Source organism: Limnohabitans sp. Jir61 (assembly GCF_003063545.1).
Lineage (GTDB): Bacteria > Pseudomonadota > Gammaproteobacteria > Burkholderiales > Burkholderiaceae_C > Limnohabitans.
Genome location: NZ_NESD01000002.1, coordinates 325,103 through 349,445 on the forward strand (window position 1 = coordinate 325,103; position 24,343 = coordinate 349,445).

Below are 24,343 nucleotides of genomic sequence, written 5' to 3' on the forward strand. Positions count from 1 at the left end.
TTGATTTCCATCAAATCTCAAGACATCGATGGGTGCTCCAATGAACTGGACGACCAACTCCATCCATCGATTCAAACATGAGACACCTCAAAACCTTGGGCCTGTGTGTGCTGACTGTCTTAATGACATCGCATCTGCTGGCTGAAACCCCATATCAAACAGTCTTGCTCAGCCGTCTTCCTGAATCGCTTCAACAGCAATACAAAAAATTCAGCCCGAGTTCACAGACAAGAGTCATTGCGCAGCGGCATGGGACAGCACCAGCGATGGCGACAAAATGGCTTTTCGTTGCTCGATCTTCATCAAGATGTCAGCCGAAGGTGAACGCCGAGCCATGCGCTATTGCGACGAAAAACGGGAAGAACACAAAATTCACTCCCCCTGTCGCTTGATTGTGGAGAACTGATACAGCCAAGAAAAAACCCACAGTCGTGAAACTGTGGGTTTTTATTTTGGTGGTGGTAGCGGGATTTGAACCTGCGACATCAGCATTATGAATGCTGCGCTCTAACCAACTGAGCTATACCACCGAACAGGGCAACATTGTAAACCAAAAATGGACTCAATCGTCCAAAGCAGCCAATACGCCAAAGCTGCGCTGCGCATAGGCCAAGCCGTGGCCAGCTTGCACGCCAAAGTCGAGCACTTCGCCAATCAAGATGTCGTGGTCGCCCGCTGAGACCACTTGTGCAATGCGGCAATCAAACCAAGCAATCACACCATCAAGGCGCGGGTGTTGATGAATGCCACGCACCAAGGGCTGGTCTGCAAATCGCTCGGCTTGCGTGCCTTGTGCAAACTTGAGGGCCACGTCTTTTTGCTGAGCACCCAGAACGTTAACCATGTAGCCACCAGCCGTGACAAACGCCTCGTGGCTGGCCGATGTTTTGCGCACACTCCACAGCACCATGGCGGGGTCTAGCGACACGGTGTTGAAGGAGTTACAAGTCATGCCCCAGTCAAGGCCCTGGGTGTGAGCAGTCACCACAGTCACGCCGGTGGTGAAACAACTCATTGCGTCTTTGATGTTCACGCCATGCTTTCAAAAAATTTATAAAAACGCAAGCGCGTCTTGTGCAGCCACACGGCCTTCGTCGGTGGGGATGACCCACACCTCGATGGCGCTATTGTCGGCGTGAATCGAAACCACTTGGTCGCCAGAGGCCTTTGCGTTGCGCGTGGCATCGACTTGCACGCCAAGGTAAGCCAATGCGTCGCCCACCTGTTGACGTAGCACCGCATCATGCTCTCCAATGCCGCCGGTGAAGGCCAACACATCTAAGCCACCAATGCAGGCACTGAGTGCACCCACTTCGCGCACCACGCGGTGGGCAAACAAATCGGTGGCAAAGCGCGCCGCGTCGGAATATGAAGCACGCAAGGTGCGCATGTCAGCGCTTTCGCCTGAGACGCCCAACAAACCGCTTTGTTTGTAAAGCAGCTTTTGAATTTGGTCGTGGCTCCAGCCCTGTTCCATCAGGTACAGCAGCACACCAGGGTCGAGCGCGCCACTGCGCGTTCCCATCATCAACCCATCGAGGGCCGAGAAGCCCATGGTGGTGGCGCGACTTTGGTGGTCGGTGGTGGCACACACGCTGGCCCCGTTGCCTAAGTGAGCCATCACCACGCGGCCTGATGAGCGAGGCACATCGCGCTTGAGCACTTGGCTCACGTATTGGTACGACAGGCCATGAAAGCCATAGCGGCGCACGCCTTGCTCGGTGAGCTTTTTATCAATGGCGAATGTGGTTTCGAGTGGCGAGAGCGTGCGATGAAATGCGGTGTCAAAACACGCCACTTGCGGCACATCAGGAAACGAATCTGCAAATGCGCTGATGCCAGCCAAGTTGTGCGGTTGGTGCAACGGGGCCAGCGCGTTGAGTGTGGCGAGCTGAGTCATCACCTCAGGCGTAACACGCACGCTGCTGCTGTAGTACGCGCCGCCATGCACTACGCGGTGCGCAATAGCTTGCACGCGCAAATGTGCAAAGCGTGAAGCCAATAAATTTTTAAGCGTGCTCAGTGCCGCATCAAACACATCTTGTTCGGGCTGCACGGGTACGCCAGCAGATTCTTTCGCTTGGCCGGTCGCACAAAAACTGATGCGTGGTTGACCCGAAGGCTCTAAGCCTTCGATGTTGCCCGTGACTTCTGCTTCGCCTATGCAAGCATCCACGCCTGCACCTTGAATCGGGTACAGCGCAAACTTGAGACTCGACGAGCCCGCGTTGACTGAGAGGATGCTCATGCGGGATGCGTGCGGTAGTGGTGGGCAATGAGCTTGGCCAACAAGGCCGAAGCACTGCGAGTCGTCGCTGTGTCAGCGCGACTGGTCAGCGCAATGGGCACACGCGCACCCAGCACTACACCCGAGCCGGAAGCTCCAGCCAAGTACTCCAGCTGCTTGGCCATCATGTTGCCCGACTCCAAATCGGGGGCCACCAAGATGTCGGCTTGACCTGCCACGGCAGAGGCAATGTGTTTGATTTCAGCCGCGTGGCTTGATACGGCGTTGTCAAACGCAAGCGGACCATCGAGCAAGCCGCCTTTGATTTGCCCACGGTCGGCCATCTTGCACAAGGCCGCAGCATCAATCGTGGAAGGAATATTCGGGTTGACTGTTTCTACGGCCGAGAGAATGGCCACCTTCGGTGTGGCCACGCCCATGATCTGTGCAAACAAAATCGCGTTTTGCACAATGTCGGCTTTCTCTGCCAAGGTAGGCGCGATGTTGAGCGCGGCATCGGTGATGTACAGCGGCTTGGGATACATGGGCGCTTCAAAGCGAAACACATGCGACATGCGTCGACCCGTGCGCAAACCTTTTTGCGACACCACGGCATGAATCAGCTCATCTGTGTGCAAGCTGCCTTTCATCAAAGCTTCTAGCTTTTTGTCAGCTGCCATTTGTGCAGCCAAGTCTGCCGCTTCATGGCTGTGCGCCACGTCAATCACTTCAATGCCCGTCAAATCAATACCCGCTTCTGCAGCCACAGCACGCAGCTTTTTCTCAGGCGCTATCAGGACTGCTTGAATTAAGCCTGCGTGGTGCGCATCCATCGCGCCTTGCAAGGAGTCAGTATCACACGGGTGCACCACACCACATCGCACGGGCTCGAGGTGAGCACCCAACGCCAGCAAATTGGCATGGCGCTGCTCGGGGTCAAACAAACTGATGTGCGGCGCAGGGATGCGTGGCATACGCAACTTCTCAGAAGGTGCCATCACTTTGGCCACGCCGTACAGCACGCGCTCGCCTTTTTGGTTGACCAGTAAACAATCCAGCTCAACCGTTTTCTTGTCGTCTTGTTTGCTAATGCAAGTGACCGTCACATTCAAGGTGTCGCCAATTCGCACAGGGCGACTGAAGTGCAGGTTTTGCTCAAGGTAAATCGTGCCAGGGCCCGGGAAGACGGTGCCCAGCAAACTGCTGATGAGCGAACCGCCCCACATGCCGTGACCGATCACGCCATGAAACAAGGTGGCATTGGCGTACTCGGGATCCAAATGCGCGGGATTAGTGTCGCCCGACACAGCAGCGAAAGCTTGAATATCTGCCAAGGTCAGCGTGCGTACCAAGCGTGCAGCTTGGCCCACCACGATGCAGTCGTAGGGGTAGTTTTCCAGCCACTCGTTGTTGGGGTCGTTGGTGGTGTCAGTGATGTCGTTCATGGTGCTCTTCAATTCACGGCGTGGCTGCCGGCGTCTACATAAATCGTTTGACCCGTCATGCCGCTGGCGGCATCGGTGCACAAGAAGGTGCTGAGGTTGGCAATTTCTTCCAGCGTCACCAAGCGGCCTAACGGCGCTTTGGCAATATTGCTTTGCATGAGCGCATCAAAGGCTTCAATGCCCGATGCCGCACGCGTGAGGATGGGACCAGGTGACACGGCATACACACGCACGCCTTGGAGCCCCAGCTCTAACGCCATGTAGCGCACTAGCGATTCCAGCGCCGCTTTGACTGGCCCCATCAACCCATAGTGCGGCACGGCTTCGTCTGCACCCAAGTACGACATGGTGACCATGCTGCCACCTTGCGTCATGTGCGGCGCACACAGTTTGGCAAGTGTGGCAAACGAGTGACATGACACTTCCATAGCACGTGCAAAGCCCAGACTTGAGCTGTCAATCACGCGGCCATGCAAATCTTGCAATGGCGCCCATGCGATCGAGTGAATCACAAAATCTAGTCGGCCTAATTTAGCGACGGCGTACGCCACTAACTTCTCTAACTCTTCAGGCGTTTCAATGTTGCAGGTTTGCAAGTCCATGCCCAGCGGCTGAGTCAGCGGCTCGACATACGCACGTGCTTTGTCGTTCAAGCAGGACGCCACCACCTCGGCACCCATAGCCTGCGCTTGGCGCGCACAGCCCCAAGCAATGCTGTGCTCATTGGCGAGACCCAGCACCAACCCCTTTTTGCCTTGCAAATGAAAGGCAGACATCGTGTTCATAAAAATTCCTCAAAGCCACCCAAAGGCTCAAATCGTCCCGCGACAAAACGCAAACGGGTGGGACCTGGCATGGCGCGTTGCGGTACTGAATGAAGCTCATCACCGGGATAGCACATCGTGCGAACGCTGGCATCATCATCAAAAGTTTCTGGCAGCACTACTGGGGGTGTTTGCGCCTTGGCTGCTTGTAAAACACTTGCCGTATTTGCATGCGGCAGCAAAGACACCAAGGTCATGATTTGCGGTGGCACCAGCGGCAAGTCACCTGCCCAGTAGCGGGTGAGTGCATCGATCGGTGTGAGCCACACACTGTCAATTGCTTCAATGCTGTCGTGAATGGGGTGCTGCCCGTGCGGCAAGACAGCGATAAAAAATCGGGTGTCAAACCGCTTATTGGTGACCGAAGGCTGCACCGGTGTAATCCAACGCGACCAAGGCGCGAGGTGCTGAGTGTCTACGCGCAAACCTGCAGCTTCGAGCACATCCACAAAAGACTGACCAAGGTGCAACGCTTGTTGCCATTGTTGGCGTTGCATGGCGTCATGCGCCGTAGCCTCGCTATCACTGAGACAGGCGTACAACACACCGCACTCTTCCAGTACCTCACGCACAGCGGCCACATAGAGTCCAGCAGCTTTCTGAGGCGTAATTTCGGGCTCGCCCAACGCACGATGGAGTTCATCTGCAGGTGCATCTAAATAAGCATGCACATCAGGCGAGCAATCTGCATCGTCTAATTTGCCACCGGGAAAAACATAGGCACCACCCAACACAGCCGAAGCTTTGTGGCGTCGTAATAAAAAGACCTGCAGGCCTTTTTCGGGCTCATCACGTAACAACACCACCGTGGCCGAAGCCCGCGGTGGTGTTGTGATGATCTCGCTGTTGAGTTGCATGAACTCAGCGATGAATCTGAAGATTACTTGGCAGAGTAAGCCACGTCAGCGCGGCGGTTTTGTGCCCAAGCAGCTTCGTCATGGCCTTCAGCTTTTGGCTTCTCGCTACCAAAGCTCACTGGCTCAGCTTGGCCATCTTTCACGCCATAAGCTTTCAAGCCACGCACAACAGCTTCAGCACGCTTTTGACCCAAAGCCAAGTTGTATTCGCGGCCACCGCGCTCGTCGGCATTGCCTTCTACGCGCACTTTCAAGGCGCCGTTGGATGCCAAGTATTTACCCTGACGCTCAACCACTGCAGCTTGGTCGGCCTTGATGTCGAACTTGTCGAAATCGAAGTAAACGCTGCGTTCTTTAGAGATCGCGCTGTTGGGGTTCAAGTGATCAGCCAACACCGAAGCGACCGTAGAAGATGCCTTGGCATCAGTCACGTTATCCAATTTGGTTGAGCTACAAGCTGACAACAAAGCGATAGACAAGACAGAAAAAAGAATAGCAATACGTTTGGACATGGTTTTCAAGTTTGTAAAAAATCGACTTCTTATTTTAACGGATGGCATTTCTATCTAAAAGTGTTGTTTTTTTTGACACATTTGAAAAAACTTTTATAAATCAACAAGATATTCAATTTTCTTAATTTAATTTCTTTTGATGCCGCCGATGCGTCTAAAAGTATTCTTTATTCATGAAATTTCCCATTTAAGCCCTGATTTATGTTCGAAATGGCACATTGACCAAGTGTTCGACACCCATGTAAATTCCATTCCCCGCTAAGAATTTCTGTTCTAGCAAACAAAAAAAAAGAAGTGCTGCTTCATCAGCATGGAGGATAAAAAAATGTCAACATTCAAAATTTTGGTCACCAGTCAAAAAGGTGGCGTTGGTAAAAGTACCGTTTCTGCCAATTTGGCCGCTTATTTGCGCCGCCAAGGACAAACCGTGACATTGATCGACTTTGACACCCACGGATCCTCCAGCACATGGCTAACTCGTGCTCCCAATATTGGCGTTGTCGTTCAGCATCACATCTTGCCTTTGGATCAAGGCGGTAACCGCCCTATTCTGGATGCCCGTCTGCACCTGCGCCGCGCCGCAAGCAGCTCTGAGATCGTCATTTGTGACTTGACATGGACGGACTCCATTGCAGGTGAACTGATGTTTGAATACGACTTGGTCATCGTCCCAACCTCAGTCTCTGAAATTGAATTGGCAGCCACTGCAGGTTTCTTGAGCCGCCATCGCTGGGTGTTTGACTCTGCGATTCATACACCACCGACACTCTTGGTTTGCCCCACACGTGTTCAGCCTGAACAATTGCAAAGCGATGTTTTTTCTAAACAGCGTTTCCCCGTTAGCTTCATGTTGGCTCCCCCAGTACTCGAAGCTCAATCGGCCCGTGAAATGTTTGAGCGTGGCTACTTGATGGACTTGCAAGACGCCTGCGGTACCTCGTTCAATGAATTTGGTAAGTCTGTGTGCGCCGCACGCGAAATGCGCGAATCAGCCCAAGGCATGCGCCAAACCACAAATTCACGCATCACAGCGCCAAGCATGCGCACAGCAGGTATGTCCAACATGGCCACTGCGGGAGTGAAGCGCAACAATTTGCTCGGCAATTCGGCTACGCTCTCAAGCCAATATTCCATCTTGGGTCGCCACCGCATGCAAAAAGTACGTCCAGAAGACATGACCAACAAATCGGCACCACACACCGATGCGCCACAGAACACGCACATTGCATCTATGGGCATTCCCCAGTTTCTCAAACGCATGTCCATGGGTGTCATGAATAAATGAGTTCCGAACCACAATTTCTGTCCTTCAAAGGACTCAAACAATACTCGCCTGAAGACGGATGGGGGCAGGTGAATGCGATTTTGCAATCGCATGCCCAAAGCACGCCTTCAGCACCGTCACAGCCTGCACCGCATTTTCAGCAAAGCTTTCATCAGCCGCAGCATATTGCGCCAGAAAACGTTCCCACGTTGACTGAAACGCCAGATACCGGTGAATCCTCTGGTCCCGTGTTTGATCCGCTGATCAATGAGCTGTTTGAACAACTGCGTGTCGCGCCTAGCGATGAATTGACACAAACGTGGCGCACCATTGCAGCGGAGGTTAATTTGCTAACGCAACGCATGGCTTTGCAACGTGAACTGAAAGATCGTTTGCAAAAGCTTGACCAAGATTTGGTCGAATTGCGGGGCACGATTTTGTCCCACTTGTCAGACGTGCAACAGGCAGCGGACCAACAACTCACTTCAGCTCGCTTGCGTGCAGAAGTGTCAGCGCTGGCTCAAACGAAACTCGCAGCTAAACTCACAAAAAACCGATAACCAATTAAACGCCTAGGAGCGAAGCGTATGCTGGACAAACTCAATCAGATTTATCCGGTGCGCTACACGGCGTTCATTGCATCGGTTGTCTTACTCGTTTTCTCCCTCCTGGGTGCAGGCGTGATGGGCCTCAGCGGTTGGTGGCCCACCATATTTATGCTGTTGAGCATCGTTGGCCTGCATGACTTACAACAATCGCACCACGCGATTTTGCGCAACTACCCCATCATTGGGCACTTGCGCTTCATGCTCGAAACCATTCGGCCTGAAATTCGCCAATACTTTCTTGAGTCAGAAACCGAAGCATCCCCCTTCTCGCGCGCACAGCGCACGTTGGTGTACACACGTGCCAAAGGTCAGTCAGACAAACGCCCCTTTGGCACACAGCTGGATGTGCGCGCCATCGGCTACGAGTGGATCAATCACTCTATCGCGCCCTCTAAATTAGCAGGTCACAACTTTCGCGTGAAAGTGGGTGGCAAAGACTGCACACAGCCTTACGACATCAGCTTGTTCAATGTGTCTGCCATGAGCTTTGGTGCTTTGAGTGCAAATGCAATTCAAGCTTTGAACCTAGGTGCCAAGATGGGCGGTTTCGCGCACGACACAGGTGAAGGCTCTATCTCACGCCATCACCGCACGCACGGCGGCGACCTGATCTGGGAAATAGGCTCAGGCTACTTTGGTTGCCGAGACGCGCATGGCCATTTCAGCCCCGAGCACTTTGTAGAAAACGTGCGCTCACCCCAGGTCAAGATGGTGGAAATTAAACTTAGCCAAGGTGCGAAGCCTGGTCACGGCGGTGTATTACCAGGCCCCAAAGTCACAGAAGAAATTGCAGAAGCACGTGGTGTCATGGTGGGTGAAGACTGTGTGTCACCCTCCTCGCACAGCAGCTTTTCAACACCCCTTGAGATGGTTCACTTCATCCAGCAACTGCGCACGCTGAGTGAAGGTAAACCTGTGGGTTTCAAGCTCTGCATCGGTCACCCTTGGGAATGGTTTGCCATTGTCAAAGCCATGTTAGAGACGGGCATTCAACCCGACTTCATCGTGGTCGATGGTGCGGAAGGCGGTACAGGTGCTGCGCCTTTGGAGTTCTCCGACCACATGGGCATGCCCTTGCAAGAAGCGCTACGCTTGGTGCACAACACTTTGGTCGGGGCAGGCTTACGAGACAGCATTCGCGTAGGCGCCAGCGGCAAGATTGTGAGTGCCTTTGACATGGCACGCGCATTGGCTTTAGGCGCGGATTGGTGCAACAGCGCTCGGGGCTTCATGTTTGCACTCGGTTGCATCCAAGCGCAAACCTGTCACAGCGGCAACTGCCCCACAGGCGTCACCACCCAAGACCCCACGCGCCAAATGGCACTGGTCGTACCCAGCAAAGCTGAACGCGTACAAAACTTCCACTCACACACGCTGGAGGCTTTGCAGGAACTGATGGAAGCCTCTGGCTTGCAAACGCCACATGACTTCACGCCACGTCATATCATGCGCCGCGTGAGCGAAACACAAACCTTGCATTTGTCAGACCTGGTCGACACTTTAGAAGCAGGGGCTTTGCTCAATGAGGATGTCAGCACTCTGCCTTCAGTGTTCAGCGATTGGCCGTTGGCCCATGCCAAGAGCTTTGCGATTCAAGCGAATTAACAATTCAGATAACTGCTGATGATGATGACAAAAAAGGCGACCCATGGGTCGCCTTTTTGATGTGTTGATTCAGATCGCGAAGCGTCTGAATTAATCCGGCACGCGAGGGTACTGGATAGGCTTTTCACGCACCACAGGCGGCACGTTGGCAGCAGCCGCTGCAGCACGAGCTTTCTCTGCCGCAGCACGCTCAGCGGCCGCCGCTTTATCGGCTGCGGCTTTTTCAGCCGCAGCTTTTGCAGCGCGTGCTGCAGCAGCCTTTTCAGCGGCAGCTTTCTCCTCTGCGATTTGCTCTGCAGACTTCACAGGCTTTTCGGGCTGCATGCGCATCATGACGGCGCGCTCAGCTGCAGCTTTTTGCTGAGCCAAACGCTCAGCGGCAGATGCTTTCTCAGATGCAGCGGCAGCTTTTTGAGCATCAAGGGCTGCCTTTTGCGCATCTGTAGCGGCCTTAGCTGATTGCGCAGCTTTATCGGCTGCTTTCTGAGCATCACCAGCCGCGACAGCAGCTTTGTCTATGGTCTTCTCAATGTTTTTGATCGCTGCAGCTTCGGCAGCAGTTTGAGCACGCTCACGCACTTGCACAGCTAAATTCAAATCTGATTTGATTTTTTGAATCTCGGTCAGCAATACTTGCGTACTCGGACCTTGCGGCGCAGCAGGCGGCAATGGTGGCTGCACCCGTGACGCAGCTTTTTCAGCAACGGTTTGCAGTTTGGTGTCAAACGTTTGCAACTTGCTTTCCAAACCGGACAACTGCTTTTGCATGTCCTTGAATTTGAGGTCACTTGATTTATTAGCCTCAGTCGCAACCACAGTTGGCATAGCTGCCAAGCTCTTGCCAAGCTCTTCCAAACGCTTAGCAACTTGCGTTTGAGTGGTAATTACTTCCTCTTGCTTCTCATTGATTTCCGAGAAATCGGAATTGGTCTTACCAATTGCCGTCAAGCTCGCGTCGACTTCAATCACGCGCTTAGCCATGGCATAAACCATGGTGTCGAGTTCTTTGATGGACTTTGTCATCTTCATGGTGATGGCGAAGAAAATGCCCATGGCAATCAACAAACAAGCGCAAAAAACACCCAGCATGATGCGAGAGTGCAGCACGTTAAGGCGGTTGTTTTCTTGAATTTTCGAAACGACGGCTCGCATCGTTGCGCTGACATCAGCTGCAATAGATGCTGAACGCGTCGATACCTCTGCAGAATCAAGTACGACCGATGTGAGCTCTTCGATCTGACGGGCCACCTCATTCGTATCCAACGATTGCGAAGCTATTTCGTTCAAGCGATCTGCCGTCGCTTCTACATCGACCAAAACTTGAGCTGATGCTTCGGACGCATCAGTTGCTACTGAAATTTCAGCAGCTTCTGCAACTTCATCAGCTTTTTGTTCTTCAGCCATATTTAAACCTTTTTATTGCGTGCCTCAAGCCGATCTAAGCGGGCGTTGAGTGTATTTATGTCGTCAGTGAGTCTGCCCATGCGAACTTGAAGCCCCTCCACACCTGTATCGGCTTGAGCAGGCGCGTCTTGAATTTCAGGCACTTCCTCTGAAGTGACGACCTCGTCCAATATCGCTGGGACATCCGTGGGTATATCCATCAAATCAGATGGAGCCGGTGTATCTACCAACTCGGTCAAGGTTGGCACTTGCGCTAAGGCTTCTGCACTCAAGCCCTGCACGTCATCAGACAAGTCTGGCACTGATATTTTGGGTAGCTGATCGGGATGGTAGCCGGGCTCAAAAGGCGCAGACTCAGTGTGAATCGTGTTATCAACAGCGGATTCATCTGGGCTTTTTTTATCGTGTTCTTGACTCATATGCTCATACCTGCGCGTCAGGGCTTAATAAATTGATTTTGCATTGACTTTGTACTGCGTAACCAGCCTTTACTAAGCAATGGGTTAGATTGCATGAATGCATCGGCTTGGGCCTTGGATTCAAAAGGTCCAGCCACCAAAATAAAGTAACGTTTGCCCGCATCTTTTTGTCGTGCACGCATGATTCGAGCCTTGGCATACGCGGCATTGCTGCGCTGAAAACTGCGCATGTCCTCTTGCGTATCCATAGCGGCGAGTTGGACCACAAATCCATTCGCAGGCAATTGTTTGACCCAAGCCTCATCTGTATTGGCTTCTGCTTTGACATCTTGTTTTGCAACAGGGTTGGTCTCTGCTTTTTCAGATTTAGTTTCTTTTTCAGTCTTTTTCTTTTCAGTTGCTTCAGCTGAAGCAGCGACTGCGGGTTCGGCTGCGGCAGTCAATGCCGCAGCACTTGCGGCAGATGCTGTCGCTTGCGCTTCGCTTGCCACGCGCTCTGCTTCTGCAGCGACTGAGGCAGCTTGCTCTGCAGCAGCTAAGGCTTCAGCGCTCGCAGCCGCAGCGGCCATTGCAGCGCTAGCGGCTTCGTCGGCAGCAGCTACCGCAGGCGTGCCACGGAGCAAATATTTTTTCAACGATTCTGCTTCTAGAAGAATCAAATCTCTGTACATCAATGCAAAGACTGCAATTGACAAAAGCAAGACTAACAAAATCCAACCTGCGCGTGATTGGCGAGCAGGTCGCTTAAATAACTCAGCGTCGTCACTGGACAGCGCCGCGCTAACTGTTGATGGCGAGGTCAACAAAGGTTGTCGCGGTGTCTCTACCGCCACTTCGGCTCGGTCGGCCTGCGTAGCCAAACCAGCGGGCGTTGGCGAGCTAGGCAATGGGGCGGGCGTTGGTACGAAAGCTGGTAAAGGATCTGCATCTAATTTTGGTTCTTGTTTTTTACCAAAACCAGGTACACGCCAGGCTGTTTTCGCGGGAATATTCAGCAGCTTCGAGACTGGCGTCACTTCCTCTTGAAGTGTTGGCGGCTCGGGCAATAAAGTTGGTTCAATTTGAATTGGCGCAGGCTCGGTAGCGACCCAATCGGTTAATTTTTTCTTAGGTTCGCCGGCTTCAGTTTCAACTTCCCATTCAAGTAAGTTTTTACCGAACGCAAGCGTTTTGCTCTTGTAGTTACCGGCGCTGTTGATGAGTAATATCAAGCTGATATTGCCAGCAGGAAAACCATTGACCAATCGAGCTAACAATTGCAATTCAAAATCCTGCATCAGGATGGAGTCACGGAATAACAAGAAACGTCGAGGTGCGTGCTTTTTGTCTTTTTCGAGCGCTTGATTGAGCGTAATTTCAGACAAAATTTCGTTGAACTTTTGAACCAAATGTTCTGAGTTCGTTGAACTGCACCATTCAATGTGAGTTTCGCCTTTCGCTCGCAAGCGCTCTTCAAACAAGCTGCCGTAATAGTCGAGCACCATGTCGTGCTCGCTCAACACGGCGAGATTGATACTGCCTTCGGTCAAAGACTTCAGGAGTATTTCAAATCGCAACCGGTCACCGGGGCTTTGGTAGATGTCTGTCATGCGGCTCAAACTTCGGGTCTTAAGAGTTCATCAAAGCACCATTCGAGTCGAACTTCATTTCGTCTGGAATGGAAGGCGATGGCTTGACCACTTCCTGGCCACGACCATAAGACTGGTTCAGGCTGAACACATAGGCAATGACCTGCGCAACAGCGTGATACAGCGCCTCTGGAATCGGATGATCCAGCTTGGTCGTGAAGTATAAGGCGCGAGCCAGCAAAGGCGCCTCAAAAATATAAACATTGTGCTCTTTGGCTTCCTCACGAATACGGGCAGCTAAGCCATCTTCGCCCTTGGCTACCAAGAGTGGTGCACCATCACCCATTGGGTCATAAGACAAAGCTACAGCGAAGTGGGTTGGGTTGGTGATGACCACGTCAGCATCTTTGACCTTGCTCATCATCTTGTTGTTCAAAATTTCGTGCTGACGACGACGAATTTGGCCTTTGACCTCTGGGTTACCTTCCGAGTTCTTCATCTCGTCACGTACCTCCTGTTTGGTCATCTTCAATTTCTTGTTGAGCTGATGGCGTTGCAATGGCACATCCACCAAAGCAACCAATACCAAACCCAAACTGAGCCAGAAGCACGAATCCACAATGATGGTGCCCGCTACCTTGATGGCTGGATTTAAGTCCATTTGTGAGATGTGCGTCAAATCCTGCAAGTTGTTCATCACCGACACCAACAAAATAGCGCCGACCAAGAAAAACTTGAGTAGAGATTTACCAAGGTTGATGAAAGCATCAGGACCAAACATGCGTGCCAAACCTGTCATGGGGTTCAGCTTGCTGAACTTGGGCATGATCATGCTGGGTGAAAAGATAAATCCGCCAGCCAACGTGGTCGACAAAATAGCAATCACATAAAGAATGGCCAACAAAGGCAAGACAATCAAAAAACCGTCCACCACCGAGCTGCCGAAAATGGCAGGCAATAACTCGGGCTTGTCGTGAATTTGACGGTCAAACTGCAACTGATGTTTGAATAAGTTGCTCATGCTGGAGAAAATATGCTGCCCCATCATGGTGAAAAACAGAGTGGCAATAATCATCATGGCCGCAGGGGCCAGCTCTTGCGAGCGTGCGATCTGCCCGTCTTCACGGGCTTTCTTTAACCGCTGCGCCGTCGGTTCTTCGGTTTTGTCTTGGCCGCTTTCTTCCGACATATCAGCCTCCTAAATAGGAACGCAACATCATGAATGCTTGCGTCCATACCCAATCAATGCGGGCCACGTTATTGCCCATCGAAAACATCATGACCACGAAACCAGTCAAGATGAGCGCGGGAAAGCCCACAGTAAAAATATTCAAACTCGGTGCCGCACGCGCCACGAAACCCAAACCAATGTTGATGAATAACAAGGTCATCATCACGGGCAAGGCAATCAGCAAAGCACCCAAGAACATCATGGAACTCCAGTTGATCATCTTGCCGAGCATGTCTTGACTGAAAAATGGTTGGCCAATTGGAATGAGCTTGAACGACTCCATCACCAAGCCAAACACAATCAAGTGACCGCCCATGCCTAAAAACACCAAGGTGCCCATGATGTTGAACATCTGTGACAACACAGGCACGCTGCCCATATTGGGGTCAACCATGTTGGCCATGGACAGGCCCATCGAACCAGAAACGGCCTGACCTGCCACCACCAATGCAGCAGATGCCACTTGGAAAATCAGACCAAGGGTTAAACCAATCAAAATTTGACGTGAAATTTCCATCAAACCATCGGCTGTGACAGGGTCAATTTTTGGAATGTCAATTTGTTGCGATACAAAAAATGCCATCGCGAACGCCAATGACGTGCGAATGCGCATATTGACGGCACGAATTGAAAAAATGGACGTGAACGCCAAAAACGCAGACAAGCGAAGCATGGGCCAAATGACGACCAAAAACTTGTCTAGGATTTCAATGAGCGAGGCGTTCATGACAAAGGCGCTATTACATGAACAAGCTTGGAATGCGGATGAAGATGCCCTTGGTGTAGTCCACCATGGTGTTGATCATCCAACCACCGGCGATGGACATAGTCATACCCACTGCCAAAATTTTGGGAATGAAACTCAAGGTTTGTTCGTTGATCGAGGTGGCGGCTTGAAAAATACCCACCACCAAACCCACGATCAAACCCACAGCCAACAAGGGTCCAGAGATGATCATGGTCATCCAAAGGGCTTGACGAGCTAAATCTACTACTGCTGCGCTATCCATGATGGCACTCCTTAGAAAACAAAGCTGTTGGCGAGCGAAGCCATCAACAGCGTCCAACCGTCAATCAGCACGAACAACATGAGCTTGATCGGCATTGAAATAATCATGGGTGACAACATCATCATGCCCATAGACATCAACACGCTGGCGACGATCAAATCGATCACCACAAACGGGATGTAAATCAAGAAACCAATCGTGAATGCACTCTTGATTTCAGAGGTAATGAAAGCGGGCATCAAGGTAGTGAAAGGCACTTGTGTCGCGTCATCGAGTTCACGTCGGTTGGCGATTTGCATGAACATGGCAATGTCGTCTTCACGGGTTTGCTTGGTCATGAAGTCACGCACCGGTACTTCTGCCTTGATCAAGGCTTTGTCGAAGTCGAGGTTGCCATTCATATAAGGGCCCAGGGCGTCTTTGTAAACCGTTTCAAACACAGGCGACATGATGAAGAAGGTCAAAAACAAAGCCAAACCAACCAAGACGGTGTTGGGTGGTGTTTGGGCTGTACCAATGGCTTGACGCAAAATCGACAGCACAATGATGATGCGCACGAATGAGGTCATCATCAACAACATGGATGGCAACAACGTGAGGGTTGTCATCAAGCCCAGCAATTGCAGACTCATGCTGTATTGCTGGCCGCCTTTGCCACCACTGACGTTCACCAAAGGAATGCCTTGGGCGTGCGCCATCATAGGCAACGACGCCAGTGCCACTAAGAGCATGACCAAGATGACGTAAAGAATCTTTTTGGTGATGGGCTTACGCAGCATGGCCAGCCTCCTGCGCCCATGCATGCAGTGTTTTCACCTCAGCTGGGCTGACACTGGCCAGCACCATTTGGTTGTCCACTTGAATCAGCACCATCTTGTGCTTGAGGCTCAAGGGCAATGCCTCGAGCACTTGGATACGTTTTTCTTCTGAACCGTTTGCTGCAAAGCCACGGTTACGCTTGACCCACCACAAGGCGCCACAGAGCAGTAACAACACACTGAAGGTGCTGGCGATGAATTGACCCCAATCGAAACTTTGCATGATGTTTTCCTGTGCGCAATGACGGTTTTTTGACACTAGACGTGCCAGTATGTAGAGGTATTGCAAAGCACGTGCCAACTTCTGATCACGGTATAGTTATTTCATGTATCACCTCAAAGCCCTCTTTCTAGCCAGTCTTCTATTGACCTGCAACTTAGTCCACGCCAACCAATGGACTGCCATCGGCTTGTTTGACGTCGGTACGTTCTATGTCGACACGGACAACATCAGTCATTCCGGAGATCACCACAAAGCTTGGACCATGCTGGACTATCGTGACCCCAAAGTGCATGGGCCTACTGGCAAAAACTTCAAGTCGACCCGCATGCAAATGGAATTCGATTGCAAGGAACAAACCGTGCGCACCTTATCGCTCTCGTACCACACGGGTGTGCGTTTGAGTGGTGACACTTTGTCAACTGAGGGAGTCATTGGCGCTTTCGAACCCGTGCCACCTGAAACACCTATTTACAAAATCATGCGCTTGGTCTGCTGATCAACATGAGTTTGTTGCGAGATCTGATCCATGCAGGGGGCACCGGTGGCCTTAACTGGCATGTGCACGCGCACTACTCGCGCAAGCGATGGCAGCCAACAGTTCAACTGATTGAGCAATTCTTAGCCCAAGTAGAACCCCAATCGGACCATTTGCTATTGATGGGTGGTAGTGCAGGATGGATGATGCCGTTTAGCTGGCTAGCCCGCTTCAAACGCATCGATGCGTATGACATTGACCCTTTGGCTGCTTGGCTGTTTAACTTGCGTCACGGCAAGTACCTGACATCCACAGGCGTTACTGTCGTTCACCATCGCGAAGATGCCCTGAGCCGTCTGCCTGAAATACTACAAGCACACCCACATGCATGCCTCTGGTTTGACAACGTGTTAGGCCAACACCGCTATCGCATCCGCGATGAAGCACGCGTCGAACGTGAATTGAACGAATTGAAAACCACACTGAGAGGCCGCAGCTGGGGAAGCTTGCATGATGTGCTGTCAGGCCCAACTGATGGGCGTTTATTGCCAGCTGGCTTAAACGTTTGGACGCACCATGTCACGGCAAAAGAAAGCACAGATGCTGCATTTGCACAGCGATTACTCGCGAGCGTTGGGGCAAAAGATGTGTGGCAAGACCACCTCACTTTGAAGGTATTTGCGCCGCACACCCCTACGACTTGGCTTCCTTGGTCGTTTAAGGCCAACTACTGGCACTGGCTACAGGCAGGCTGGCAGTGCGCCTGATCAGTGCTTGAGGTTAAAAAGGGTGATGCCTGCAGCATCCATCTCTTTTTGCTCACGCTTACGATGGAAATCGCGAACGGCTTTCATATCCTGTTCGACCAAAGTTTCCATCTGAATGCGTTTTTGTTCTGCCGCTTTGAGTGCCAAACGCGCAACCTCTGTCGCATGCTGAGCTTCATTCAAATCGATGTCCACCCGAGCAATCAACGCTTGCAACTGCTGCATGAATCCACGAAAGTTCAATGTTTCTGACATGCTGTGCGGACGTTTTTCGGCTTCCTTGCTCCGAGCAACATAGTCCGCATAGAGCAGCTCCATACGCTCACGACTTTGGATCAAATGCGCGACACGATCACGTGATTTCTTGAGCTCAGCCAGTGCATCGTCACATTTCTCTTTGGCTTTCTTCGCCAAGACAGGCCATGCAGCGCGCGGCTTCATGACAGCATATGGTGAAGCTGATTACGCGTCATGGCGTAGTCTTCACCCTTATCCATATCTTGGCGCAAGAAATCAACGATTTGATCGCGTAAACGAATGGCATCATCCAACTCGGGATTAGAGCCAGCTTCATATGCACCCACTTGCACCAAGTCAGCGTTTTGTTGATAGACCGACCACAAACGGCGCAGTTTGTTCGACTGCTTCAGCTCTTCCGGACTGACCAAAGCTTGCATGACACGTGAGATCGAGCCATTCAAATCAATCGCTGGATAGTGCGCCTGATCAGCCAAGCGACGTGACAACATCACTTGCCCATCGAGCGAAGCACGCGCAATGTCCACAATTGGATCATTGCCGTCATCACCTTCAGCAAGTACTGTGTAAATCGATGTGATGGAGCCATGACCATGACGGCCCACACCACCACGTTCAATCAAATTTGGTAACAAAGCGAACACCGAAGGTGGATAACCTTTGGCAGTGGGTGGCTCGCCAATGGCCAAACCAATTTCTCGCTGTGCGTGGGCAACTCGCGTCAAGCTGTCGCACAGCATCAACACGTTCTTGCCTTGATCACGGAAGTATTCTGCGATGACGTGTGTCATGTGCGTGGCTTTGAGGCGCAACACGGGTGACACGTTGGCAGGTGCCGCAATCACGACCGATTTAGCCAAACCTTCTTCGCCCAATGACTCATGAATGAAGGCCTGCACTTCACGACCACGCTCACCAATCAAACCGATCACCACGATGTCAGCCTTCGTGAAGCGAGTCAACATGCCCAAAAGCACGCTCTTACCCACACCAGAACCTGCCACCAAGCCGATGCGTTGGCCGCGACCTATCGTCAATGCCCCATTGATCGCTTTGACACCGACATCCAAAACTTCTGTAATTGGGCCACGCTCCATAGGGTTAAGCGGGCATCCCAACAAACTCAGTTGATCAGGCAAATGTGGCATGGGCTTGCCATCAATTGGAACACCACGGCCATCAATCACGCGACCTAAAAGCTCGTTGCCTAATCGTACTTGACCTGAGTTGGACATGATGCGCACGGTATCGCCCGGACCTACACCAACAGGGTCGGTGAATGGCATCAAGTACAAAGTCTTGTCATTGAACCCAACCACTTCTGCTTCGACGCGATGTCCACCTTGGCCAATCACTTCACAGCAGGCACCTAATGGCGCCATGATCCCGCGCGTTTCCAACGTCAAACCCACCAAGCGCACTAAGGTCCCGCTACGTTGTGGATCTGGCGTGCGCAGCTTGGGTAAGCTGCCTTGCACTTCTTCGGCAAAGTCGATCATGATGTGTCTTGTTTATTTAACTTGGATCATGCCACGGATCACAGAGGCCACGCGACTTTGATCGGCTTGAACCACCATCCGCACCACGCCCACTTTGTCTTCATAGCTGTTGGCCGAATTAAGCAATTCAGGTGGAATAGCAGGCTTTTTAGCTTTTTGCTGTTCTTTACGAATGCGTTCTTTGACTTCAGCCAAGGTCTCGCCTTCGCGAATTTCAATTTCACCCTCAGCCATTGGCTCATCCTCAGCAGCAACTTCAACGGGAGCTTCCTCAGCAGCCATCTCCTCAGTGGAGACTACTTCATCCGCAGATGCCTCTTCAGGCACTTCCATCACAGCCACCTCTTCTTGCTCGGGTTCTTCGACCACTGGATCTGGAACAACCTCGGCTACTGGCTCTGGAACAACTTCTGGCTCTGGCTCAACCACGGGTTTTGGTTTTGGTTTTTCTGGCTTTTCCAGAAGCATCATTTGAAATCTGATTTTTTCAGCCCGTTGTGCTTCAAACAACTCCGCTTTACGGATCATTTCACGTTCAACAGCTTCAATGGCCGCTTTTTGCATATCACCGTTAGATGCTGCTTGCCCCACCATATTGAGCACGAAGGGGCGCACGATAGTCACAATGACCACCATAAATATCAAACCCATCAACAATGTATTGATGACGTCAGGAATGAACATCGCCATCCTCCTCTTCTTCTTCAATTTTTAAGATCCGCTTAGCCAATGGTGACTTTTCACGCCACGCCTCTACATCGACTAACAAAGCACGTGCTAAGCCGTCCAATCGATGCTCAACCAAATCTTCAACAACTGTGTCATTCGCAAAAACACGGACACTGCCTGGCTGCATCTCTGGAACAGCTTCCAAACGCATGCCTTTGATGAAGTCACCTGCATGCTCTTGTAAGCGTGCTTTGTCATCCGCATTGAGCTCTAAGACAACTGCGCCGTGCACAGGATGATCCAACTCATCCAAACAACGCTGAACCAGCCGTTCAACAGCTTTCGATGAAGTTTTCAGCTCACCTATCACCACCTGCTCTGCAATGTGCAGTGCAAGTCGCTTCAATGGCTCAAAAAACTTTTTCGGATCGTCAATGAGCGCTAACAACTCCTTGGATGCATTTTCAAAAACTTCGCGTTGGTCGCTCATCTCTTGAGTCAATGCATCCCGCGCTTCGATGTCGCCCTGTGCCCTACCCTCTTCGATGCCTTGAGCTTTTCCCTGTTCAACACCTTGTGCCAAACCGAGTTCTAAACCTTCACTCATTCCCTGTTCTTTGCCTTCAGCACGACCTTGCTCTAAGCCTTGCTGAATGCCTTTTTCTAGCCCTTCGGCCATGGCTTTTTCAATGGCAACAGCAAGTTCGACCGATGCTTCTTCTTTGCCCTGAGCCAAGCCCTTTGTAAATTGCTCAATCTCGCGTTGCTCTACCTCTTCTGGCGCTATACCACCCACAATTGCAGGCACGAGATTTTCAACAACTTCTATCGTTTCTTCAACTTCTGGATTCGCAGCTTCAACAGGTTCGGATACCTCGCCTTCAATCGATGAATTTGCCGATATCAATACATCTTGGGATGCATCTTCAACATCAAAAACATCAGGGTGAATCACGATCAGCTCTGCCGTCGTCTCATCTGTCGTAATAGGACTCAACACCAAGGTTTCCGACAACTCAGCATGCGCCATGGCGCGTTTCAGAACTGCAGAATCCACGTTCACACGCAACTTTGACTTACGTGTGGCAGCAAACAAATCCGTCACAAAAGGCAAATGCTCGTTGAGCACTTCACCTTGAACTGGTGCAGCCGGTTCTTGGCCAAGTTGATCGTTGCGATATGCACCATCTAACAGCGCCAGAGATGCTTTTGCTTGCTCACTCAAAACCTGCGTCTTAGACTGGTAATGAGCCGCAGAAAAGCCACTGGCCTTGGCAGGATAGCCAAGATCAGCATACGCTGACGGATCATCACTGGTCCAGCTGGTCGTGTCATAGCCACGTTCACTCAGCTTTTTAGCAATGCCCGCATTGGGCTGCCAAGATACGGCAGACCGAGCAGGTTGAGGTTGATTAAACAAAGTCTGCACCGCCCAAGATCAATTCACCTGAATCCGACAACTTACGTGCCTTACGCATGATTTGCTTTTGTGCATCTTCCACATCTGCCATGCGTTGTGGGCCTTTGGCTTCCATGTCGTCTTTGAACATACCGCGAGCGCGCTCGGACATGTTGTCGAAGAATCGATTGGCTGTTTCTTCGCTGCAGCTCTTCAAAGCCATCATCAACATGTCTGGCTCCACCGCACGCATGAGCACCTGAATACCTTTGTTGTCCACGCTGACCAAATTTTCGAAGGTGAACATGTTGTCTTGAATCTTCAACATCAAGTCTGGGTCGATGTCATTCAAACCATTCATGATGCTGGCTTCCAAGGCTGTTTTGGTCAAGTTCATGATCTTCGCTGCAGCTTTAATTCCTCCAAAACTAGAGGATTGGGCTGATGCGTTCTTTGAGAACTGCTGTTTCATGATGGCTTCAAGCTCAGCCATGGCAGAAGGCTGAACCGTGTCTAAGCTGGCTACGCGCTGAATCACCTCAGGTCTCACATCAGGGGGCAAATACGTCAGTACGTCAGCCGCCACTTCGCTCTCGAGCAAAGACAAAATGATGGCAACGACTTGTGGATGCTCACCACGAATCATGTCTGCAATGCCACGCGCATCCATCCAAGACAAGATATCCAGACCTTTGGTCCCTTGGCCTGGCATGATTCGACCCAACACTGAGGCTGCTTTGTCGTCACCCAAGGCCAAGCGCATGACTTTTTCAACATAGTCAGCACCGCCAATACTGACGTTGTTTTGCTTCTTTAAGTGCTCCACAAATTCATCGAGCACAAAGTTCACCGCCTCTTGCGAGAAGTTAGCTACCTGCACCATAGCGGCACCAAGGGCTTGAACTTCTTTAGGGTTCAAGTACTTGATGATCTCTGCGGCTTGCTCTTCGCCCAGCAGCAACATCAAAACTGCGGCGCGCTGTGTGCTGGTAATGTTTGCAAGCTCAGCACGCAGCTTGTCGGTCATCACAATGGTGTCTTCAGCCATGATTCAAATCCTCACTATTTATTACTTCTCGATCAAACTCTTCAGAACGCCAGCCACTCGGGTGGAGTCCTCAGACATGATCATGCGAATCAATGCCACTTTATCGTCATACGAATTTGCTGTGTTGAGCAAATCTGCAGAAATCGATTGTTTCTTAGGCTTCATGGTCGCCATACGGGCTTTGACTTCTTCCAAAGACTCACCCTCTTCAATTTCGATGTCTGCCATGTCAACGCCAGCCTGAGCTGCTTCTTGCTCTGCGGCCAACTTAGCGGCGGCTTCGCGCTCTGCCAATTGCGCAGCCAATGCTGCGGCGTTGGCTTGTTCTTGCGCAAGCAAAGCGGCTTGAAGTTGACGTTCTTCTTCCAATGCCAAGGCTTCGGCTGCTGCTTTGGCCTCTGCTGCCAAACGCGCTTGCTCAGCAGCGTAAGTGGCTTCTTGAGACAAGCGGACCGACTCTTCAGCAGCACGCATGGCCTCATCAGAGATACGCAGCATTTCGTCTTCGTGGACTTTCTTGGACTGAGCGGCTGCAGTTTGCGCTGCCGCATTCTCTGCCGTGGCCACATCAATCGCCATCTGGGCTTGGTTGGTCGCTGCATCTGCAGCAGCGGCTGCCAAGGCTTTGGGATCGATCTCGGGGGCCAACAAGCGGCGGACCATCGGACGAACCACAGTCAAGAGGATGAGCAAGAAGATGCCACCCACCACACCGGCGTTCACCATCACTTGGTAGTTTTCGTCGCGCCACCATGGGATCACGGTTGGGTCGTATTGAGGTTCAAACTTGGTGCCCACCACAGTCACAGCGTCACCACGGGTTTCGTTGAAGCCCACAGCACCTTTGACCAATTGATTTAAGCGTTCGATTTCTTCAGGCGTGTAAGGAATAGACGTTGGGGTTGAACCATCGGCGTTCTTTTCGACTTTGGCACCTGGGGGAATGGGACGTTCGTTGATCAACACACCCACACCGATTTTGCTGATGGTGCCCATCGCTGCTTTGGTGTGGCGCACAGCGCGGTCGAGTTCGTAGTTTTTGGTGCTACGAGCCGTCACTTGCACGCCTTTTTCGCTCACGCCCTTCAAAGGGTCAGCGTTGGTTTGCGTCGTAGCTTGTGGGTTGGTCGGTGCTGGTGGCGTGTTGGACAACGCGCCAGGAATACCAATCGCGTCACGGAATGTGTTGCGGTCTTCCACAAACAATTCAGAACGTGTCTTCGGACCTTTGTCTTGTGCGTCAAATTCTTCGTTGGTCACTTCGGTTTGCGTGAAGTCCAAGCTCATGCTCACCTGTGCCGTCACGTTGGACTCGCCCACGATGGGTGCGAGCAACTGAATCAAGCGGGTGCGATAGAGGTCTTCCATCTGCTGCTTTTGCGTCAACTGTTGTGCGGTCAGACCCAAAGGCTGCTCCGTCAACATGTCGTTCATCAAGCTACCAAAGTTGTCTACCACTGACACGTTCTCTGGTGCCAAGTATGGAACGCTCGAGGCCACCAATTGGATGATGGCTTGCACGTTGGCGGATGAAATGGTGCGGCCTGGCAAACGCGTGATGATCACAGATGCCTTGGTAGGTGCACGGTCACGCACAAACACGCTTTGCTTGGGCGCAGCCAAATGGACGCGAGCCGATTTGATACCGCCGATTTGCACAATGCTGCGCGAAAGCTCTTGCTCCATCGCGTTGTTGTAACGCACCTGCTCCATGAACTGGCTGGTGGTCATGGCGGGCATGTCTTTGAGGTTGTCCATGCCAGAAGCTTCTGTGCGTGGTAAACCTTTAGAAGCCAATAACATGCGAGCTTCTTGGAAGCGTGCGGTTGGCACAGAGATTTGACCGGTGTTGGCATCGACCTCTGGCTTGTACTCACCCGCCTTCAAGGCTTCAATGGCCAACTGCTTGTCGGCATCACTGAGCATTAACACCAAAGGACGGTACGGTGTGGGCTTCATGGAGGTGAAGAACACAGCCACCGACATCAACAACATGAAGATCACGATGAAGGGCAACGCCTTGCGTACGCTGGGTTGACGCAGCACATCCATCACCACAGCGCCCGGGCCTTCTTTGGCGTTAATCCACGCTGGCACACGGCTGGCATCGCTGCCAGTAGAACCATTCGCATTGTTTGCGCCGGTGGTCTCTATGCCGTTGGCTACGGGCATGCCCACAGCGTTCATATTTAAAGTATCGGTTGCCATATCAG

At 51.7% G+C, this 24,343-nt stretch carries 25 protein-coding genes and 1 tRNA gene; 5 read left to right on the forward strand and 21 right to left on the reverse strand.

What is annotated here, in order from left to right; all coding sequences use genetic code 11:
- Positions 1-453: 453 nt before the first annotated feature.
- The 7 genes from B9Z35_RS07975 to pal all read right to left on the reverse strand — a co-directional run bounded on the left by B9Z35_RS07975 (position 454) and on the right by pal (position 5,865).
- Positions 454-530: transfer RNA gene (locus B9Z35_RS07975), tRNA-Met, on the reverse strand.
- Positions 531-562: 32 nt separating this feature from the next.
- Positions 563-1,015 (reverse strand): flavin reductase family protein, encoded by a 453-nt coding sequence (locus tag B9Z35_RS07980; protein WP_108283512.1) that lies wholly within the window; start codon positions 1,013-1,015, stop codon positions 563-565.
- Between the two features lie 36 nt (positions 1,016-1,051).
- Positions 1,052-2,248, reverse strand: coding sequence for an acetate/propionate family kinase (locus tag B9Z35_RS07985; RefSeq protein WP_108283163.1), 1,197 nt, complete (start codon positions 2,246-2,248; stop codon positions 1,052-1,054).
- Positions 2,245-3,672: a bifunctional enoyl-CoA hydratase/phosphate acetyltransferase gene (locus B9Z35_RS07990; RefSeq protein WP_108283514.1), complete on the reverse strand. Its 1,428-nt coding sequence runs from the start codon at positions 3,670-3,672 to the stop codon at positions 2,245-2,247. Before B9Z35_RS07990 ends, B9Z35_RS07985 begins: the two co-directional genes overlap by 4 nt.
- Before the next feature lie 8 nt (positions 3,673-3,680).
- The gene (gene fabI / locus B9Z35_RS07995; protein WP_108283513.1) at positions 3,681-4,448 is read right to left on the reverse strand and encodes an enoyl-ACP reductase FabI; all 768 of its coding nucleotides are present in this window, start codon (positions 4,446-4,448) and stop codon (positions 3,681-3,683) included.
- Positions 4,449-4,453: 5 nt separating this feature from the next.
- Positions 4,454-5,353: an NUDIX hydrolase gene (locus B9Z35_RS08000; RefSeq protein WP_108283164.1), complete on the reverse strand. Its 900-nt coding sequence runs from the start codon at positions 5,351-5,353 to the stop codon at positions 4,454-4,456.
- Between the two features lie 23 nt (positions 5,354-5,376).
- Positions 5,377-5,865: a peptidoglycan-associated lipoprotein Pal gene (pal, locus tag B9Z35_RS08005; RefSeq protein WP_108283165.1), complete on the reverse strand. Its 489-nt coding sequence runs from the start codon at positions 5,863-5,865 to the stop codon at positions 5,377-5,379.
- A 325-nt stretch (positions 5,866-6,190) separates the two neighbouring features.
- Between pal and B9Z35_RS08010 the strand changes: the two genes are divergently transcribed.
- The 3 genes from B9Z35_RS08010 to B9Z35_RS08020 are packed head-to-tail and all read left to right on the forward strand — an operon-like array spanning position 6,191 to position 9,342.
- Positions 6,191-7,150 (forward strand): ParA family protein, encoded by a 960-nt coding sequence (locus B9Z35_RS08010; RefSeq protein WP_158268130.1) that lies wholly within the window; start codon positions 6,191-6,193, stop codon positions 7,148-7,150.
- A complete protein-coding gene (locus tag B9Z35_RS08015) occupies positions 7,147-7,689 on the forward strand; it encodes a hypothetical protein (protein WP_108283167.1) in 543 nt (180 codons plus the stop codon). Before B9Z35_RS08010 ends, B9Z35_RS08015 begins: the two co-directional genes overlap by 4 nt.
- A gap of 27 nt (positions 7,690-7,716) precedes the next feature.
- Positions 7,717-9,342 carry an FMN-binding glutamate synthase family protein gene (locus B9Z35_RS08020; RefSeq protein WP_108283168.1) on the forward strand — a complete coding sequence of 542 codons (1,626 nt, stop codon included), beginning with the start codon at positions 7,717-7,719 and terminating at the stop codon, positions 9,340-9,342.
- A gap of 90 nt (positions 9,343-9,432) precedes the next feature.
- On the opposite strand, the gene B9Z35_RS08025 is transcribed toward B9Z35_RS08020, so the two are convergent.
- Genes B9Z35_RS08025 through B9Z35_RS08060 form a run of 8 tightly spaced genes read right to left on the reverse strand, consistent with a single transcriptional unit; the run spans position 9,433 to position 16,015 of the window.
- Complete coding sequence (locus tag B9Z35_RS08025) at positions 9,433-10,746, reverse strand: hypothetical protein (RefSeq protein ID WP_108283169.1); 1,314 nt, start codon at positions 10,744-10,746, stop codon at positions 9,433-9,435.
- Between the two features lie 2 nt (positions 10,747-10,748).
- Positions 10,749-11,165, reverse strand: a complete 417-nt coding sequence (locus B9Z35_RS08030; protein ID WP_108283170.1) for a hypothetical protein — start codon at positions 11,163-11,165, stop codon at positions 10,749-10,751.
- 17 nt (positions 11,166-11,182) lie between these two features.
- On the reverse strand, positions 11,183-12,754 hold the full coding sequence (locus tag B9Z35_RS08035; protein WP_108283171.1) for an SPOR domain-containing protein: 1,572 nt from the start codon (positions 12,752-12,754) through the stop codon (positions 11,183-11,185).
- A 19-nt stretch (positions 12,755-12,773) separates the two neighbouring features.
- Positions 12,774-13,922 carry a flagellar biosynthesis protein FlhB gene (gene flhB / locus B9Z35_RS08040; RefSeq protein WP_108283172.1) on the reverse strand — a complete coding sequence of 383 codons (1,149 nt, stop codon included), beginning with the start codon at positions 13,920-13,922 and terminating at the stop codon, positions 12,774-12,776.
- Between the two features lies 1 nt (position 13,923).
- Entirely contained in the window at positions 13,924-14,691 is a 768-nt protein-coding gene (gene fliR / locus B9Z35_RS08045; protein WP_108283173.1) for a flagellar biosynthetic protein FliR, read from the reverse strand.
- Positions 14,692-14,704: 13 nt separating this feature from the next.
- The gene (gene fliQ, locus B9Z35_RS08050) at positions 14,705-14,974 is read right to left on the reverse strand and encodes a flagellar biosynthesis protein FliQ (RefSeq protein ID WP_108283174.1); all 270 of its coding nucleotides are present in this window, start codon (positions 14,972-14,974) and stop codon (positions 14,705-14,707) included.
- 11 nt (positions 14,975-14,985) lie between these two features.
- Positions 14,986-15,753 (reverse strand): flagellar type III secretion system pore protein FliP, encoded by a 768-nt coding sequence (gene fliP / locus B9Z35_RS08055; protein ID WP_108283175.1) that lies wholly within the window; start codon positions 15,751-15,753, stop codon positions 14,986-14,988.
- Entirely contained in the window at positions 15,743-16,015 is a 273-nt protein-coding gene (locus tag B9Z35_RS08060; protein ID WP_146178969.1) for a flagellar biosynthetic protein FliO, read from the reverse strand. The genes fliP and B9Z35_RS08060 overlap by 11 nt, the downstream gene beginning before the upstream one ends.
- Positions 16,016-16,118: 103 nt before the next feature.
- On the opposite strand from B9Z35_RS08060, the gene B9Z35_RS08065 reads away from it, so the two are divergent.
- Both B9Z35_RS08065 and B9Z35_RS08070 read left to right on the forward strand, forming a co-directional pair.
- Positions 16,119-16,511, forward strand: coding sequence for a surface-adhesin E family protein (locus tag B9Z35_RS08065; RefSeq protein ID WP_146178970.1), 393 nt, complete (start codon positions 16,119-16,121; stop codon positions 16,509-16,511).
- 5 nt (positions 16,512-16,516) lie between these two features.
- Entirely contained in the window at positions 16,517-17,257 is a 741-nt protein-coding gene (locus tag B9Z35_RS08070) for a hypothetical protein (protein WP_108283178.1), read from the forward strand.
- Here the strand turns inward: B9Z35_RS08070 and B9Z35_RS08075 are convergent, their stop codons facing one another.
- From B9Z35_RS08075 to fliF, 6 genes are all read right to left on the reverse strand, one after another.
- Entirely contained in the window at positions 17,258-17,698 is a 441-nt protein-coding gene (locus B9Z35_RS08075; RefSeq protein WP_108283179.1) for a flagellar export protein FliJ, read from the reverse strand.
- Positions 17,695-19,014 carry a FliI/YscN family ATPase gene (locus tag B9Z35_RS08080; protein ID WP_108283180.1) on the reverse strand — a complete coding sequence of 440 codons (1,320 nt, stop codon included), beginning with the start codon at positions 19,012-19,014 and terminating at the stop codon, positions 17,695-17,697. The genes B9Z35_RS08075 and B9Z35_RS08080 overlap by 4 nt, the downstream gene beginning before the upstream one ends.
- A gap of 12 nt (positions 19,015-19,026) precedes the next feature.
- Positions 19,027-19,698 (reverse strand): hypothetical protein, encoded by a 672-nt coding sequence (locus B9Z35_RS08085; RefSeq protein ID WP_146178971.1) that lies wholly within the window; start codon positions 19,696-19,698, stop codon positions 19,027-19,029.
- On the reverse strand, positions 19,685-20,713 hold the full coding sequence (locus tag B9Z35_RS08090; RefSeq protein ID WP_146178972.1) for a FliH/SctL family protein: 1,029 nt from the start codon (positions 20,711-20,713) through the stop codon (positions 19,685-19,687). The genes B9Z35_RS08085 and B9Z35_RS08090 overlap by 14 nt, the downstream gene beginning before the upstream one ends.
- 382 nt (positions 20,714-21,095) lie before the next feature.
- Positions 21,096-22,130 carry a flagellar motor switch protein FliG gene (gene fliG, locus B9Z35_RS08095; RefSeq protein ID WP_199219793.1) on the reverse strand — a complete coding sequence of 345 codons (1,035 nt, stop codon included), beginning with the start codon at positions 22,128-22,130 and terminating at the stop codon, positions 21,096-21,098.
- Positions 22,131-22,151: 21 nt separating this feature from the next.
- Complete coding sequence (fliF, locus tag B9Z35_RS08100; RefSeq protein ID WP_108283183.1) at positions 22,152-24,338, reverse strand: flagellar basal-body MS-ring/collar protein FliF; 2,187 nt, start codon at positions 24,336-24,338, stop codon at positions 22,152-22,154.
- Positions 24,339-24,343: the final 5 nt, after the last annotated feature.

Bases quoted from the DNA above. Each gene is read 5' to 3' on its own strand.
- B9Z35_RS07980 (WP_108283512.1), bottom strand. From the start codon at position 1,015: ATGAGTTGTTTCACCACCGGCGTGACTGTGGTGACTGCTCACACCCAG.
- B9Z35_RS07985 (WP_108283163.1), bottom strand. From the start codon at position 2,248: ATGAGCATCCTCTCAGTCAACGCGGGCTCGTCGAGTCTCAAGTTTGCG.
- B9Z35_RS07990 (WP_108283514.1), bottom strand. From the start codon at position 3,672: ATGAACGACATCACTGACACCACCAACGACCCCAACAACGAGTGGCTG.
- fabI (WP_108283513.1), bottom strand. From the start codon at position 4,448: ATGTCTGCCTTTCATTTGCAAGGCAAAAAGGGGTTGGTGCTGGGTCTC.
- B9Z35_RS08000 (WP_108283164.1), bottom strand. From the start codon at position 5,353: ATGCAACTCAACAGCGAGATCATCACAACACCACCGCGGGCTTCGGCC.
- pal (WP_108283165.1), bottom strand. From the start codon at position 5,865: ATGTCCAAACGTATTGCTATTCTTTTTTCTGTCTTGTCTATCGCTTTG.
- B9Z35_RS08010 (WP_158268130.1), top strand. From the start codon at position 6,191: ATGTCAACATTCAAAATTTTGGTCACCAGTCAAAAAGGTGGCGTTGGT.
- B9Z35_RS08015 (WP_108283167.1), top strand. From the start codon at position 7,147: ATGAGTTCCGAACCACAATTTCTGTCCTTCAAAGGACTCAAACAATAC.
- B9Z35_RS08020 (WP_108283168.1), top strand. From the start codon at position 7,717: ATGCTGGACAAACTCAATCAGATTTATCCGGTGCGCTACACGGCGTTC.
- B9Z35_RS08025 (WP_108283169.1), bottom strand. From the start codon at position 10,746: ATGGCTGAAGAACAAAAAGCTGATGAAGTTGCAGAAGCTGCTGAAATT.
- B9Z35_RS08030 (WP_108283170.1), bottom strand. From the start codon at position 11,165: ATGAGTCAAGAACACGATAAAAAAAGCCCAGATGAATCCGCTGTTGAT.
- B9Z35_RS08035 (WP_108283171.1), bottom strand. From the start codon at position 12,754: ATGACAGACATCTACCAAAGCCCCGGTGACCGGTTGCGATTTGAAATA.
- flhB (WP_108283172.1), bottom strand. From the start codon at position 13,922: ATGTCGGAAGAAAGCGGCCAAGACAAAACCGAAGAACCGACGGCGCAG.
- fliR (WP_108283173.1), bottom strand. From the start codon at position 14,691: ATGAACGCCTCGCTCATTGAAATCCTAGACAAGTTTTTGGTCGTCATT.
- fliQ (WP_108283174.1), bottom strand. From the start codon at position 14,974: ATGGATAGCGCAGCAGTAGTAGATTTAGCTCGTCAAGCCCTTTGGATG.
- fliP (WP_108283175.1), bottom strand. From the start codon at position 15,753: ATGCTGCGTAAGCCCATCACCAAAAAGATTCTTTACGTCATCTTGGTC.
- B9Z35_RS08060 (WP_146178969.1), bottom strand. From the start codon at position 16,015: ATGCAAAGTTTCGATTGGGGTCAATTCATCGCCAGCACCTTCAGTGTG.
- B9Z35_RS08065 (WP_146178970.1), top strand. From the start codon at position 16,119: ATGTATCACCTCAAAGCCCTCTTTCTAGCCAGTCTTCTATTGACCTGC.
- B9Z35_RS08070 (WP_108283178.1), top strand. From the start codon at position 16,517: ATGAGTTTGTTGCGAGATCTGATCCATGCAGGGGGCACCGGTGGCCTT.
- B9Z35_RS08075 (WP_108283179.1), bottom strand. From the start codon at position 17,698: ATGAAGCCGCGCGCTGCATGGCCTGTCTTGGCGAAGAAAGCCAAAGAG.
- B9Z35_RS08080 (WP_108283180.1), bottom strand. From the start codon at position 19,014: ATGATCGACTTTGCCGAAGAAGTGCAAGGCAGCTTACCCAAGCTGCGC.
- B9Z35_RS08085 (WP_146178971.1), bottom strand. From the start codon at position 19,698: ATGTTCATTCCTGACGTCATCAATACATTGTTGATGGGTTTGATATTT.
- B9Z35_RS08090 (WP_146178972.1), bottom strand. From the start codon at position 20,713: ATGGCGCATGCTGAGTTGTCGGAAACCTTGGTGTTGAGTCCTATTACG.
- fliG (WP_199219793.1), bottom strand. From the start codon at position 22,130: ATGGCTGAAGACACCATTGTGATGACCGACAAGCTGCGTGCTGAGCTT.
- fliF (WP_108283183.1), bottom strand. From the start codon at position 24,338: ATGGCAACCGATACTTTAAATATGAACGCTGTGGGCATGCCCGTAGCC.